Annotated in this window: 13 protein-coding genes; 3 read left to right on the top strand and 10 right to left on the bottom strand. The window is 64.5% G+C overall.

Annotation, left to right across the window (positions count from 1 at the left end):
• Positions 1-21: 21 nt before the first annotated feature.
• Complete coding sequence (locus DBIPINDM_RS18950; RefSeq protein WP_258588666.1) at positions 22-708, top strand: cysteine hydrolase family protein; 687 nt, start codon at positions 22-24, stop codon at positions 706-708.
• A gap of 7 nt (positions 709-715) precedes the next feature.
• Here DBIPINDM_RS18950 and DBIPINDM_RS18945 read toward each other — a convergent pair whose 3' ends face one another.
• Both DBIPINDM_RS18945 and DBIPINDM_RS18940 read right to left on the bottom strand, forming a co-directional pair.
• Entirely contained in the window at positions 716-1,657 is a 942-nt protein-coding gene (locus DBIPINDM_RS18945; RefSeq protein WP_258588665.1) for an LLM class flavin-dependent oxidoreductase, read from the bottom strand.
• A 135-nt stretch (positions 1,658-1,792) separates the two neighbouring features.
• Positions 1,793-1,948: a hypothetical protein gene (locus DBIPINDM_RS18940; RefSeq protein WP_010912229.1), complete on the bottom strand. Its 156-nt coding sequence runs from the start codon at positions 1,946-1,948 to the stop codon at positions 1,793-1,795.
• A gap of 290 nt (positions 1,949-2,238) precedes the next feature.
• Between DBIPINDM_RS18940 and DBIPINDM_RS18935 the strand changes: the two genes are divergently transcribed.
• Positions 2,239-3,006: an SDR family NAD(P)-dependent oxidoreductase gene (locus DBIPINDM_RS18935; protein ID WP_258588664.1), complete on the top strand. Its 768-nt coding sequence runs from the start codon at positions 2,239-2,241 to the stop codon at positions 3,004-3,006.
• Positions 3,007-3,201: 195 nt separating this feature from the next.
• Here DBIPINDM_RS18935 and DBIPINDM_RS18930 read toward each other — a convergent pair whose 3' ends face one another.
• The 7 genes from DBIPINDM_RS18930 to DBIPINDM_RS18900 form a co-directional block, all read right to left on the bottom strand.
• Positions 3,202-4,146 (bottom strand): ABC transporter permease, encoded by a 945-nt coding sequence (locus tag DBIPINDM_RS18930; RefSeq protein ID WP_258588663.1) that lies wholly within the window; start codon positions 4,144-4,146, stop codon positions 3,202-3,204.
• On the bottom strand, positions 4,143-5,198 hold the full coding sequence (locus DBIPINDM_RS18925; RefSeq protein WP_258588662.1) for an ABC transporter permease: 1,056 nt from the start codon (positions 5,196-5,198) through the stop codon (positions 4,143-4,145). Before DBIPINDM_RS18925 ends, DBIPINDM_RS18930 begins: the two co-directional genes overlap by 4 nt.
• The gene (locus DBIPINDM_RS18920; protein WP_258588661.1) at positions 5,198-6,709 is read right to left on the bottom strand and encodes an ABC transporter ATP-binding protein; all 1,512 of its coding nucleotides are present in this window, start codon (positions 6,707-6,709) and stop codon (positions 5,198-5,200) included. The genes DBIPINDM_RS18925 and DBIPINDM_RS18920 overlap by 1 nt, the downstream gene beginning before the upstream one ends.
• A gap of 171 nt (positions 6,710-6,880) precedes the next feature.
• Positions 6,881-7,912, bottom strand: coding sequence for a BMP family protein (locus DBIPINDM_RS18915; RefSeq protein ID WP_258588660.1), 1,032 nt, complete (start codon positions 7,910-7,912; stop codon positions 6,881-6,883).
• A gap of 147 nt (positions 7,913-8,059) precedes the next feature.
• Positions 8,060-9,265, bottom strand: coding sequence for a 3-oxoadipyl-CoA thiolase (pcaF, locus tag DBIPINDM_RS18910; RefSeq protein ID WP_258588659.1), 1,206 nt, complete (start codon positions 9,263-9,265; stop codon positions 8,060-8,062).
• A 1-nt stretch (position 9,266) separates the two neighbouring features.
• Positions 9,267-10,073 (bottom strand): CoA-transferase subunit beta, encoded by an 807-nt coding sequence (locus tag DBIPINDM_RS18905; protein WP_258588658.1) that lies wholly within the window; start codon positions 10,071-10,073, stop codon positions 9,267-9,269.
• Positions 10,070-10,927 carry a CoA transferase subunit A gene (locus tag DBIPINDM_RS18900; RefSeq protein WP_258588657.1) on the bottom strand — a complete coding sequence of 286 codons (858 nt, stop codon included), beginning with the start codon at positions 10,925-10,927 and terminating at the stop codon, positions 10,070-10,072. Before DBIPINDM_RS18900 ends, DBIPINDM_RS18905 begins: the two co-directional genes overlap by 4 nt.
• A gap of 121 nt (positions 10,928-11,048) precedes the next feature.
• Here DBIPINDM_RS18900 and DBIPINDM_RS18895 point away from each other — a divergent pair, with 121 nt between their 5' ends.
• A complete protein-coding gene (locus DBIPINDM_RS18895) occupies positions 11,049-11,819 on the top strand; it encodes an IclR family transcriptional regulator (protein WP_258588656.1) in 771 nt (256 codons plus the stop codon).
• A gap of 217 nt (positions 11,820-12,036) precedes the next feature.
• Here DBIPINDM_RS18895 and DBIPINDM_RS18890 read toward each other — a convergent pair whose 3' ends face one another.
• Positions 12,037-13,335 (bottom strand): NAD(P)/FAD-dependent oxidoreductase, encoded by a 1,299-nt coding sequence (locus DBIPINDM_RS18890; RefSeq protein WP_258588655.1) that lies wholly within the window; start codon positions 13,333-13,335, stop codon positions 12,037-12,039.
• Position 13,336: the final 1 nt, after the last annotated feature.

Below are 13,336 nucleotides of genomic sequence, written 5' to 3'. Positions count from 1 at the left end.
TCAGTGAGGAGAGAACCACCAATGATCAAGGCAACGCCCTTCGACTTCCCCTATGATGGCAGGCTGGTGCCGGAAAACACGGCGCTGGTCGTCATCGACCTGCAGCAGGACTTTCTGTCGACGACGGGATACTTCGCCAAACAGGGATATGATCCCTCGCCGCTGCGGGCGATCCTGCCCACCGTGAACCGGCTGATATCAGCCGCGCGCAGGGCCGACGTGAGGGTCATCCACACTAGGCAGGGCTACCGCGCCGACATGGCCGACATGACGCCCTACGAGAAATGGCGCCGCAAGCGCTCCGGTCTCGACGGCACCGACATCCTGCTGCGCTCGGGCGCCGGATTCCAGATTGTCCCGGAGATCGATGTCGCACCTGATGACATCATCGTCGACAAGACCTGCAACAGCGCCTTCACCTATACGGATTTCGAGCTTGTGCTGCGCGCCCAAGGCATCACGCATCTGATGTTTTCCGGATGCACGACCGATGTCTGCGTCCACACCACGCTGCGCGAGGCCTGCGACCGCAATTTCCAGTGCCTGACGGTCTCGGATGCCTGCGCCAGCGGCGACAGACGAGCCCACGAGGCGGCGCTGCACATGGTGACGGTGGAGGACGGCGTCTTCGGCGCGCTGGCCGATTCAGCCGCCGTCATCGACGGCCTGTCGCGGCTTGGCGACAGGCGTGACGCAACAGACGATTGATCGGGCCTCAGCCCGTTGCCCGCGTCTCCAACCCGGCGCGCGGCGCATAGGCCCCCGGCTGGAAAGCATCATGCTCGCGGCGCGCCAGGGAGTTGCGCAGCAAGGCGATCGTTTCCCGGCCGACTGTCGCGATTTCGCGCGCCGTATCGACGCCGACGATCATGAATTCATCGATCCCGAGCCCGGCATAGGCAAGCAGCGACAGAGCGACCTGAGCCGGCGGCCCGGACAGGTCGACCGCCTTTTGGCCCGTGGCGGCAGCGCCGCGGTGGATCCGGACCGGAAGCGCGAAGCGCAGCTTGCCGCTCCGGCCATGTTCGGCGGCAGCACCACGCACGCGCTCCATCAGCTGCCGGACCTCATCGATCGAGCCCGGCGCCAGTTCGAAGACATCCGCATGCCGGCCGGCCACTTTCAGTGCCGTTCCGGACTGTCCACCCATGCGGATGGTCAGGTCGGCGCCGTGCGGTCCCTTGCGCGGCACATAGCCGCCCTTGATGCTGTAGAACGCGCCTTCATGGTCGAAAGGCCGGTCGTTCGACCATAGCCGCTTGAGCAGTACCAGATATTCGTCGATACGCTGCCAGATGACCGTGTGCCCGACCGGGCGTGACTCTGCGTCGTCATCGTTCAACGGCTCGCTGATCATCCTGAGCGCCAGCCGTCCGCCGCTCTTTCGATCTATCGAAGCCAGCTGGCGGGCCGCCACGGTCGGTTCGACGACGCCCGCCCAGTGGGTCAGCACGACCTCCAGCGAGGCAGTACGATCCAGCACCTGGGCGGCAAGATCCATATTGGTCAGCAGACCGGCCGAATCGTCGACGACGATCTTCTGGAAGCCGCCGCCCTCGATCAGCCCGAGCTTGGTCGCCGTCTCGGCAAAGTCGTAGAAAAACGGAATGGCGGCATCGGCGGTCTTGCCGGGGACATGCGTGAATTCGATCGGCATTGTCATCTCCTCCATCGCTGGAATCATGGATGCGATAAACTTCGAACCACGGTCGCGCGCAAACGCACCGGGATCCGGTTCATTCAACTCCGATTGCCTGAAGACGGGGAAACTAACCCCTGTCGATCTGGTGACTTAGGGAATGAGCCCCAGGACGACGGCCCCGGTGAACACAAACGCAAGGGCAAAGACGAGATAGGCGAAAGCTCCGGCATAGGCCGGGCGAAAGGTCTGGGCATTGGCCAGCCTCTGGCCGCTGCTGTCAGTCTGAGCGTTCTGGATATAGGACATATCGACCTCCGTCTCGCCCGTTAATCTATAAAACTTGTAGACTTTGTCGATTGCTATTTTTAAGCGATAGGCAGAATAATTTTCTCATTTCGGATGTTAAGTTGGTCGTGAATTGCTGGGATCGCTCGTCACGCGATCTATCGGCAGGGCCATTGGCACTGCTCCAATCACGCCCGAATGGACCCTATGTCCTTGTTTCCGCGGCACCCATTCGTCCATTGGCTGCCTAGTGCGGACGCGGTAGCATCACCCAACAAGCAAACGCGAAATGGGTCGAACAGGGGAATAAAATGGGCGAAAGACTGGCCGGCAAGGTCGCCATCATTTCGGGCGGCGCGACGGGAATGGGCGGGGCGGCCTCGGAGCTGTTCGCCGCCGAAGGCGCCAAGGTGGCGATCATCGACCGCAACGGCGAGGCCGCCGCCGCAACCGCCGCGGCGATACGCGCGCGCGGCCATGTCGCCGAGCATTTTGTCGCCGACGTGTCCGACGAGGCGCAGGTCGAGGCGGCGGTGAGAGGGGCGACGGAAAAGCTCGGGCCGGTCACCGTGCTGTTCAACCATGCCGGCACCATCGTGATAAAGCCGTTCCTGGAGACGACGGTGCAGGAATGGGACTGGCTGCATGCCGTCAACGTCCGCTCGATGTTCCTGATGACGCGCGCGGTGCTGCCCGGCATGATCGCGGCCGGCGGCGGCTCGATCGTCTGCACCTCGTCGATCTCGGCTGTGGCGGCCACACCGATGGAAGTGCTCTACGATACCACCAAGGGCGCCTGCCACATGTTCGCGCGCGCCATCGCGGTCGAATTCCGCGACCGCAACATCCGCTGCAACGCCGTCTGCCCCGGTTTCATCCGCACACCGCACGGCCTGCGCGAGGTCGCCGATTTGGGCAAGCTCGGCGTCGATGTTTCCGACGCGGCATTGGCGGCACAGCAGGGGCGAATTGGCGAGCCGGAGGAGGTGGCGAAGGCCGCGCTGTATCTTGCCAGTGACGAGTCTAGCTTCGTCAACGGCGCGCACCTGTTCGTGGATAATGGTTTTACGGCGATGTGAAGCGTCCCAAGGTCCAGGTTCCTCGCCCCCACGAATGTGGGGGAGAGGTGGCTCGGCGAAGCCGAGACGGAGAGGGGGAATGGCTCGACCTCTACAGGTATCGGAGAAAGCTCGCCAGCGTCGCAGGCCCCCTCTCCGACCGCTTCGCGGCCACCTCTCCCCCGCCCATGGCGGGGGCGAGGAACCCAAGCCTTGCTAACGCTCCTCCCGCCGGAACGGCTTCAACAACGCCGACGGCGCCACCGCGTTGCGCGACATGATCGCCATCGCGACGATGGTGAAGATGAAGGGCAGCATCAGGAACGCTTCGTAGGGGATATGGCCGAGCCCGCTCGCCTGCATGCGCAGCTGCAAGGCATCGACAAAGGCAAACAGCAGCGCCGCACCCGCCGAGCGCCACGGATCCCAGCGCCCGAACACGACCAGCGCGATCGCCACCCAGCCGCGCCCGGAGACGACGCCGAAGGTGAAGGCGTTGAACTGCGCCATCGACAGGAAGGCGCCGGCGAGCCCCATCAATGCCCCGCCGAGGATGACGGCCTGGAATCGGGTGGCAATGACACTGACACCGGCGGAATCCGCCGCGCGCGGGTTCTCGCCGACCATGCGCACCGACAGGCCCCAGGGCGTGCGGTAGAGCACGAAGGCGGCGAGCGGGATGGCAATGATTGCCATGTAGACGAGCGCGAACTGGTTGAACACTGCCGGCCCAAGCACCGGAATGTCGGAGAGGACGGGGATCGGCAGTGTCTGAAACCCCTTGATAGCAGGCGGCACCGATTGCTGGCCAAAGATCAGCCGATAGAGGAAATAGGCGAGGCCCGACGAGAACAGCGTGACGCCAATGCCGCAGACATGCTGGCTGAGGCCGAGCGCTACCGTGAACAGCGCATGCAACGCGCCCATCAGCATGCCGGTCAGCACCGCCACCAACACGCCGAGCCAAAGGCTGCCGCTGAGGCTGGTCGCGGTGAAGCCGGTCATCGCGCAGAGCAGCATGATGCCTTCGATGCCGAGATTCAGCACTCCGGCCCGCTCGGAAAACATTTCGCCGAGCGTGGCAAAGGCCAAAGGCGTGGCGATACGGATGATGGCGGCCAGGAAGCCGACCTGAAAGATCTGTTCGAACACCGCGCTCATCGGGCAGCCCCGACGCGGCGGACGCGATAGGCGGTGAACAGCAGCGCCACCAGCATGGCAAGCAGCGCCGTGCCCTGGATCACATCACTGAGGAAGGCCGGGACGCCGGTGGCGCGCGACATCGCCTCCGCACCGGTCATGACGGCGGCCAGGAAGATCGCCGCCGGCACGACGCCGAGCGGGTTGAGCCGCGCCAGCATGGCAACGACGATGCCGGAATAGCCGTAGCCCGGCGAGATGTCGCTCATCACCTGGAAATGCACGCCGCCGACTTCGCCGACGCCGGCGAGCCCCGCCAGCGCGCCAGACAACAGCGCGGTCGAGATCAGCACGCGTTCGACATGGATGCCGCCATATCTGGCCGCCTCCGGGTTCTCGCCAGTGACCCTGATCCTGAAACCAAGCGTCGTGCGCGCGATGAGGAACCAGATCAAGGGTGCGGCGATCAGCGCCACGATGACACCAAGATGCAGCCGCGTGCCTTCGATGAGCACCGGGAAATTGGCCGAATCCTCGATCGGCGGCGAGATCGGATAGCCGCTGAAGCTATCCTTCCACGGCCCCTCGATCAGCGCCATCAGCGCGTAGTAGATGACCGAGTTGAGCAGCAGCGAACTGACGACGTCGTCCACCTTGAATTTCACCCGCAGCGTCGCCGGCACCAGCGCAACGGCGGCGCCGGCGGCGGCACCGGCGATTGCCATCAACGGCATGGCGAGCGGTCCCGGCATCGGGATCGCACCAACAAGGCAGCTGGCGACCGCACCGGCGAGCAGCTGCCCCTCGGCGCCAATGTTCCAGAATTTTGCCCGGAAGGCGACGGCGACCGCTAGCCCGGTGAAGATCATCGGTGCCGCGCGCACCAGCGTTTCGGTGATGGCGTAGCTGTCGCCGAGCGAAGCCGTGAACATGACGCCGTAGGATTCGAGCACACCGGCGCCAGCCAGAGCGATCAGGCCGCTGCACAGCACAAGCGTCGCCGCGATCGCCAGCAGTGGCAAAGCCAGGTTGAACCAGGCGGGCGTTGACGTCCGGACTTCCAGGCGAAACATCAGCCGTGCCCCTCCGCCCCGGTCATCAGCAGGCCGAGCCGCGCGATCGTCGCATCGGCGCTGTCGAGCGTGCCGACGATGCGGCCCTCATACATCACCGCGATGCGGTCGCAGAGCACCAGCAATTCTTCCAGATCCTCGCCAATGACGATGATGCCGCAGCCCTTGGCCCGCATATCGAGGAACTTTTCGTGGATGAAGCGCGCCGCACCGATGTCGAGGCCGCGCGTCGGCTGCGAGACGATCAAAACCTTCGGGTCGAAAGCGAGCTCGCGCGCCAAAAGCGCCTTCTGCAGATTGCCGCCGGACAGCGCGCCGGCACGGGTCATAGGCCCGGGACACCTGATGTCATAGGCCTTGATCTGTTGTTCGGCAAAGGCGCGGATCGCATCCGGCTTGAGCAGGCCCTTGCTGCTGAACGCGGCGGTGCCGATGCGCGGCAGCACCATGGAATCGGCGAGCGGCAAATTGGTGACCAGACCGGTGGTCATGCGGTCTTCCGGGATGCGGCCGAGGCCGAGCGCCTGCACCTCGCGCGGCGAAAACCGGATGACCTTCTGGCTCGCAATCGTCATCCGGCCGGCATCGGGTACGCGCACGCCGGAAATCACTTCGGCCAGCGCCCGTTGGCCATTGCCCGACACGCCGGCAATGCCGAGGATTTCGCCGGCGCGAACGGCAAGCGACACGTCGCGCAGCGCCGTGCCAGAATGGTGCGAGGTGGAAATGCCATCTAGCGTCAGCACATCAGCACCCGGCGTCGATGGCCCCCTTGCTGGCGGCACGATCTCGTGGCCGCACATCAGTTGCGCCATGGCGGCCGATGTCGTGTTGGCCGGGTCGTCGACGCGGCCGGCGACACGGCCAAGCCGCAGCACCGTGCAGCGATGGGTGAGCGCCCGCACCTCGTTGAGCTTGTGCGAGATGAAGATGATGCCGAGGCCCTGCGCGGCCATCGACCGCAACGCCGAGAACAGCCCGTCAACCTCGCTCGGCGCCAGCACCGCGGTCGGCTCGTCGAGGATCAAGAGTTTCGCGCCGCGAAACAGCGCCTTGACGATTTCGAGCCGCTGCTGTTCGCCGACCGACAACGCCGAGACCGGCAGGTCGGGATCGAGCGTCAGCCCATGCTGGCGGCTGATTTCCGCTAGCCGCGCCAGCCCGCCGGCGCGATCGATCCGCCCCGATTTGCCCGGGATGCCGATGAGCAGGTTCTCCAGCACCGTCAGCCGTGGTGCCAGATGAAAATGCTGGTGCACCATGCCGATACCGGCGGCCAGCGCATCGGCCGAACTGGTGATCCGCACGGTCCGCCCCTGGATGAGGATTTCGCCGGCATCCGGCGCATAGGCGCCGAACAGCACGTTCATCAGCGTCGTCTTGCCGGCGCCATTCTCGCCGAGCAGGCCGAGGATTTCGCCAGGCGCGACGCTGAGATCAACGGCTTCGTTCGCCTTGACGGCGCCAAAGCTCTTGGTGATGCCGCGCATTTCGATGAGTGGGGCGGACAATGGTCAGAATGCTCCGATGAGATGGCGCGTCTCTTACCCTCCCCCTTGTGGGGAGGGTCGGCTTATGATCGTAGCGAAGAAGATCGTGAGACGGGGTGGGGGTGCGGCGCCGACCCCACCCCGATCCGCTCCGCGGATCGACCCTCCCCACAAGGGGGAGGGTAAGCAAGCCTAGTCCGAAACGGGCGTGTTCTCATCCACGTCGACGCGGAAATTGCCCTCAAGAATCTCGGCCTTCTTCTTCTCGACCAGATCCTTGACATCCGCCGGCAGCGTCTTGTCGAACTTGTGGTAGGGGGCGAGATAGGAGCCGCCCTTGGCCATGCGCGAGAAATCGCCATAGTCCTGCGCCGTGTAGACGCCGGCCTTGACCAGTTTGATCGCCTGCTCGACCGTCGGATACATGTCCCAGACCGGGCCGGTGATGACCGTATCGGGGCCGAGGCTCGACTGGTCCGACATGTTAGAGATGGCGTAGATCTTCTTCTCGACCGCCGCCTCGATGACGCCGAAGCGCTCGGCATAGATGACGTCGACGCCAGCGTCGATCTGCGCCACCGCCGCTTCCTTGGCCTTGGGCGGATCGAAGAAGGAGCCGATGAAAGCGACCTTCTTCTTGATGTTCGGGTTGACCTCCTTGGCGCCGGCGAAGAAGGCGTTGACCAGCCGGTTCACTTCCGGAATGCCCATCGCCGCCACGGCGCCGACCGTGCCCGATTTCGACATTTTGCCGGCGATCATTCCCGAGAGATAGGCGGGCTCATGGATCCAGTTGTCGAAGACGCCGAAATTGGGTTCCGCCGGACCAGCGCCGGAGCCGAACAGCCAGGCTGTCTTCGGGAACTGTTTTGCCGTGCGGCGCGATTCACGTTCGGCGGCGAAGGCGTCGCCCAGCACCAGCTGATAGCCGCCTTGCGCATATTCGCGCATGACGCGGCTGAAGTCGGCGGTCTGCACTTTCTCCGACCATTTGTATTCGATGCCGAGTTCCTTCTCGGCCTTCTGCAAGGCGACATGGATCTGGTTGTCCCATGGCTCCTCGATCGGCGTGGCGAAGATCGCCGCCACTTTCAGCTTCTTGTCTTTGGCGAAGGCGGCGCCCGGCAGCATCGCGGCAGCCAGGCCAAGCGCGCCGAGTTCCAGCACATTGCGCCGCGAAAGCCCTTCGCGTGTCGATTGAAATTTGTTCTTCCGGTTTTCCATTGCGTGCCCCTCTGTTTGACAGCCGTGTCGAGCCGACCGTTCTAAAAATCAGACGGGGGGAACTATGGAACGGGTCTGGACTTTTGTCCACATGGTCAAATTTGCGATCGTATCCGCTCTGCTGGCTCAGCCAAGAGAGCGATTTGCTCAGGCCCGCTCGAGCGCGATGGCGATGCCCTGGCCGACGCCGATGCACATAGTGGCCAGCGCATAACGGCCGCCGCGTTCGCGCAGCTCCAGCGCCGCCGTACCGGAGATGCGCGCGCCCGACATGCCCAAGGGATGGCCGAGCGCGATGGCGCCGCCATTCGGGTTGACGTGCGGCGCATCCTCGGCAATGCCGAGCTGGCGCAGCACGGCGATGCCTTGCGAGGCAAAGGCTTCGTTGAGCTCGATGACATCGAACTGCTTTGGCGTCAGGCCAAGCCGCGCGCACAGTTTTTGCGTCGCCGGCGCCGGACCGATGCCCATGATGCGCGGCGCAACGCCGGCGGCGGCCCCGCCGAGGATGCGGGCGATCGGCGTCAGCCCGTATTTCTTCACCGCCGCTTCCGAAGCAACGATCAGCGCCGCCGCGCCGTCATTGACACCGGAGGCATTGCCGGCGGTCACCGTGCCGCCCTGGCGGAATGGCGTCGGCAGTTTGGCCAGTGCCTCGACCGTGGTGCCGGCGCGGGGATGCTCGTCCTTCGAGACGACGACCGCATCGCCCTTGCGTTGCGGGATCGTCACCGCCGTGATCTCCTTGGCTAGCCGGCCGTTGGCTTGCGCCGCGACCGCCTTGTCCTGGCTGCGCACGGCAAAGGCATCCTGGTCCGCGCGGGAGATGGCGAACTCTTCCGCCACGTTCTCGCCGGTTTCCGGCATCGAATCGACGCCATACTGCTTCTTCATCAGCGGGTTGACGAACCTCCAGCCGATGGTGGTGTCGTAAATCTCGGCATTGCGCGAGAAAGCCGTGTCGGCCTTGGGCATGACGAAGGGAGCGCGGCTCATCGATTCGACGCCGCCGGCGATCAGCAGTTCGGCCTCGCCGGCCTTGATGGCGCGCGCGGCGATGGTCAGCGCATCCATGCCGGAACCGCACAGGCGATTGACCGTCGAGCCCGGGATTTCCTTCGGCAGGCCGGCCAGCAGCAGCGCCATGCGCGCCACGTTGCGGTTGTCCTCGCCGGCCTGGTTGGCGCAGCCATAGACGACATCGTCGACCGCCTGCCAGTCGATGCCGGCATTGCGCTCGGCCAGCGCCTTCAGCGGTATGGCGCCGAGATCATCGGCACGTACCGAGGACAAGGAACCGCCAAAGCGGCCGATCGGCGTGCGGATGTAGTCGCAGATATAGGCCTCGGCCATGTTATGCAGCCTTTGCTTTTCCGGTCCCCTCATGCGCCGCCTTGGTGCGGGCCTGCAGGTCGCGCAATGTCTTGAGTTCGAGTTCGCTTGGCGCCGGTGTTTCGTCAAGCGCCTCGGCGAACTTAACCGCCCAGCCACAGCTGTCCTGCACCTGCTGGCGGGTGACGCCGGGGTGCATCGACACGACGGTGAATTCCTTGGTCACCGGATCCGGCTTCCAGATGGCGAGATCGGTGATCAGCAGCGTCGGCCCGGCGGTGTCGATGCCGAGGCGCTTCCGGTGGTCGCCGCCCTCGCCATGGCCGAAGGAGGTGAAGAAGTCGATCTTCTCGACCATGCCGCGCTTGGTCTGCGCCATGGTGATGTAAATCTCCTTCGACGAGGTCGCGATCTCCGGCGCACCGCCGCCGCCGGGCAGCCTGGTCTTGGGATGGAAGTAGTCGCCGATGACCGTGGTGTTGATGTTGCCGAACTTGTCGAGCTGTGCGGCACCCAGGAAACCGATCGAGATACGGCCGCCCTGCAGCCAGTAGCGGAACATTTCCGGCACCGCGACGGTGGTGACGGCGGTCTCGCACAATTCGCCATCGCCGATCGACAGCGGCAGCACGTCAGGTGCTGTACCGATCGTGCCGCTCTCATAGATCAGCGTGACATCAGGCGCATGCGTCAGCCGCGCCACATTGCAGGCGGCGGATGGCGCGCCAATGCCGACGAAACAGACATCGTCATTCCTCAGCGCACGGCTGGCGGCAATGGTCATCATCTCGTTGGGGGTGAAGCCCAAAGGGTTCTGATTGTCGCTCATGCCGCTTTCCTCAGATGGTCGACGCGTGCGGCGAAATCGTCAGCGCTCTTCTCGATGACATTCGCCTGCATCCACGCCTGGAATTTCTCGCGGTCGGCGGCGATGTCGTCCCATTCGAGATAGGCGGCGTTGTCGCGCGCGTAGTAGCCGTGCGCGTAGGAAGGGTGCGAGCCGCCGGGCACGACCGATATCGCTGCTATGGTCCAGCGCGGCAGCACGGTCAAATTGGGGTGCAGATCGTCGAAATTGTCGACCACTTCCTCCACCGTCACCACCGCGCGCCTGGCCGCCAGCACGGCTTCCTTCTGGATGCCGATAATGCCTTCGACCAGCACATTGCCTTGTCTGTCGGCCTTCTGCGCGTGGATGAAGGTGACGTCAGGCCGGATCGAAGGCACGGCCGCCAGCACCTCGCCGGTGAACGGACAAGAGATCGATTTGATGTTTGGATTGACCGTGGCCAAGCCTGCACCACGATAGCCGCGAAACACCGCGCAGGGCAGACCGGCCGCGCCCGCCTCATAGGCGTTGGCCATGCCGGCATGGCTGTGTTCCTCAACCTCGAGCGGTCGGGGAAAACCGTTCTCGATGGCGTCGCGGGCGCGCCGCAGCAGCCCGACGCCGGGATTGCCGACATAGGAGAAGACGATTTTCTTCGCCATGCCCATGCCGATCATCTGGTCGTAGATCAGGTCCGGCGTCATTCTGATCAGGGTCAGGTCGCGAAATCCCTGGCGGATCGCCTCATGCGCGGCCGCTGTCGGGATCAGATGGGTGAAGCCCTCGAAGGCGACGGAGTCGCCATTGTTCAAATTCTCGGCCACGGCCTGTTTGAGCGGCAGGAACTTGACCATCGATCGGGCTCCGGATTCAAAAAGTTCGTATTCCGAACAATTGTTTTACATAGGATACTTTCTAGGCTATCGTATGGCCCGGAGTCAATCCTGGCGACGATGTCGTTTGGCGGAAGGTGAGATGGACGAAGAAGCCGCTTCCCGTGACCATGTCGGCTCGCTCGAGCGCGGCCTTGCCGTCATGGAGATCCTGGCCCGCCATCCCACCGGCATGACGCTGACTGAAATGGCCGAGGAAGCCGGCCTGACCCGTGCCGGCGCCCGCCGCTTCCTGCTGACCCTTGTCGCCACCGGCTATGCCACTCAGGACGGCCGTAGTTTCTCGCTGTCGCCGCGCCTGCTGACCGTTGCCCGCACCTGGCTCGGTGGCGGCTCGCTGTGGAGCTTCACTGCGCCCATCATGCGGGCGGTCGCTGCACAGTTGAACGAGGCCTGTTCGGCGGCGATCCTGTCGGGCCAGGATGTCGTCTATGTCGCCCGCATTCCCGGCCGCCGCATCCTCAGCGTGTCGCTCGATGTCGGCACCAGGCTGCCCGCCTATTGCACCTCGATGGGGCGCATGCTGCTCGCCGGCCTGACGCCAGAAGAACTCGACAAATTTCTGCACCAGGCGGCCATCGAGAGACGGACGCCGAAGACGATCACCGACATCAAGCTCCTGGCCGGCGCAATCGGCAAGGCGAAGGTGGACGGTTTTGCCATCGTCGACGAGGAACTGGAACTCGGCCTGCGCTCCATCGCCGTGCCGATCCGCGACCGCTCGGGAAGCACGGTCGCGGCCATCAACGTCTCGACCCAGTCGGCGCGGTTCACCGTCGCCGAGATGGAGCGGGAAATCCTGCCGGCGCTGCTTGGGGCCAAGCAGCGCATCGAGGATTTTTTTGTGGTCTAGGAGTGCTCATCCAACCGTCAACGTCGGCGGGCCAGCACCCCCCTCTGGCCTACCGGCCATCTCCCCCGCAAGGAGGGAGATCAGCTGTCATCTCGGCTTTCGCCAATCTCCGCCGATATAGGGTGAGCGCGGCGCAGAAACTGCTAATCTCCCCCCTTGCGGGGGAGATGTCCGGCAGGACAGAGGGGGGTGCTGGCCCGCCGACATCTCATTGGCCTCAATGCTTGATCCGATCCCGCATCGCATACCACAGCATGCCCAGCACATAGAGCGGCCCACGCAGCGCCGTGCCGCCCGGGAACGGCATCGGCGTCAACGTCGAGAACAGGTCTAACCGCGAAGCATCGCCCGTGATCGCTTCGGCAAGCAGCTTACCCGACAGCGTCGACAGGATGACGCCCTTGCCGGAATAGCCATGCGCGAAATAGACCTCGCCATAGTGCCCGACATGCGGCAGCCTGGATGTCGTCACCGACACCAGCCCGCCCCAGGCATGGTCGATGCGGCAGCCCTTGAGCTGCGGAAACGTCGCTTCCATGTGCGGCCGCACGAAGCCGGCAATGTCGGCCGGCGGCGATGGCGTGTAGCGCTCGCCGCCACCGAACAGCAGCCGCCCATCCGCCGACATGCGGTAATAGTTGACGACGAAGCGCGTGTCGGACACCGCGACATTGGCCGGGATGACGTTGCGTTTGCCTTCCAGCGGCTCGGTGGCGACGATGTAGTTGCCGACCGGCATGATGCGGCTGTTGACGCGCGGCTCCAGCCCATGCAGCAGCGCGTCGCCTGCCAGCACGACATGCTTGGCGCTGACCGAACCCTTTGATGTCGAGACCCGGATCGAAGGCTCACGCTCCAGTCTCACCGCCACCGAGTTCTCATGGATGATGACGCCGGCGGCCACTGCCGCGCGGGCAAGGCCGAGCGTGTAGTTCAGCGGATGCATGTGGCCGCCGAGCGGTTCGTACATCGCGCCATGATAGGGCGTGTCGACCTTGGCGCGAGCGTCCGCCGCCGAGAGGATTTCGACGTCACGAAACTTCATCACGCTCTCGAGGCACTTGGCCTCTTCCTCCAGATCCCTGAGATCGGAGCCGTTGACCGCGCCGACCAGATGGCCGGTCAGTCTCAGATCGCAGTCGATGGCGTGGCGCTCGATGATGCCGAGCACCAGCCCGCGTGCTTCGAAGGCGAGGTCGAACAGCACCTTCGCCCGCTCCGGCCCGTAGAGCTTGACCAGGCCCTTGGCGCCCTTGCGCAGGCCGGGGATCATCTGGCCGCCATTGCGCCCCGAGGCGCCCCAGCCGATCTTGCCGCCTTCGAGCAGCACCACCTTCAGGCCACGCTCGGCGGCGTGAAGGGCGGCGGACAGGCCGGTGCAGCCGCCGCCGACGACCACCAGGTCGGCCTCGACATCGCCGACAAGCGCCGCATGGTCCGGCGCCGGATTGGCGGTGGCGACATAGTAGGATTTGCCGATATCGAGACCGGAATTGAAACCTGTTGAAGATGCCATG

Source organism: Mesorhizobium sp. AR02, assembly GCF_024746835.1.
GTDB lineage: Bacteria > Pseudomonadota > Alphaproteobacteria > Rhizobiales > Rhizobiaceae > Mesorhizobium.
This window is presented reverse-complemented; position numbering and strand designations above follow the sequence as displayed.

Coding starts and splice junctions, on each gene's coding strand:
- DBIPINDM_RS18950 (WP_258588666.1), top strand. CDS start 22: ATGATCAAGGCAACGCCCTTCGACTTCCCCTATGATGGCAGGCTGGTG.
- DBIPINDM_RS18945 (WP_258588665.1), bottom strand. CDS start 1,657: ATGCCGATCGAATTCACGCATGTCCCCGGCAAGACCGCCGATGCCGCC.
- DBIPINDM_RS18940 (WP_010912229.1), bottom strand. CDS start 1,948: ATGTCCTATATCCAGAACGCTCAGACTGACAGCAGCGGCCAGAGGCTG.
- DBIPINDM_RS18935 (WP_258588664.1), top strand. CDS start 2,239: ATGGGCGAAAGACTGGCCGGCAAGGTCGCCATCATTTCGGGCGGCGCG.
- DBIPINDM_RS18930 (WP_258588663.1), bottom strand. CDS start 4,146: ATGAGCGCGGTGTTCGAACAGATCTTTCAGGTCGGCTTCCTGGCCGCC.
- DBIPINDM_RS18925 (WP_258588662.1), bottom strand. CDS start 5,198: ATGTTTCGCCTGGAAGTCCGGACGTCAACGCCCGCCTGGTTCAACCTG.
- DBIPINDM_RS18915 (WP_258588660.1), bottom strand. CDS start 7,912: ATGGAAAACCGGAAGAACAAATTTCAATCGACACGCGAAGGGCTTTCG.
- pcaF (WP_258588659.1), bottom strand. CDS start 9,265: ATGGCCGAGGCCTATATCTGCGACTACATCCGCACGCCGATCGGCCGC.
- DBIPINDM_RS18905 (WP_258588658.1), bottom strand. CDS start 10,073: ATGAGCGACAATCAGAACCCTTTGGGCTTCACCCCCAACGAGATGATG.
- DBIPINDM_RS18900 (WP_258588657.1), bottom strand. CDS start 10,927: ATGGTCAAGTTCCTGCCGCTCAAACAGGCCGTGGCCGAGAATTTGAAC.
- DBIPINDM_RS18895 (WP_258588656.1), top strand. CDS start 11,049: ATGGACGAAGAAGCCGCTTCCCGTGACCATGTCGGCTCGCTCGAGCGC.
- DBIPINDM_RS18890 (WP_258588655.1), bottom strand. CDS start 13,335: ATGGCATCTTCAACAGGTTTCAATTCCGGTCTCGATATCGGCAAATCC.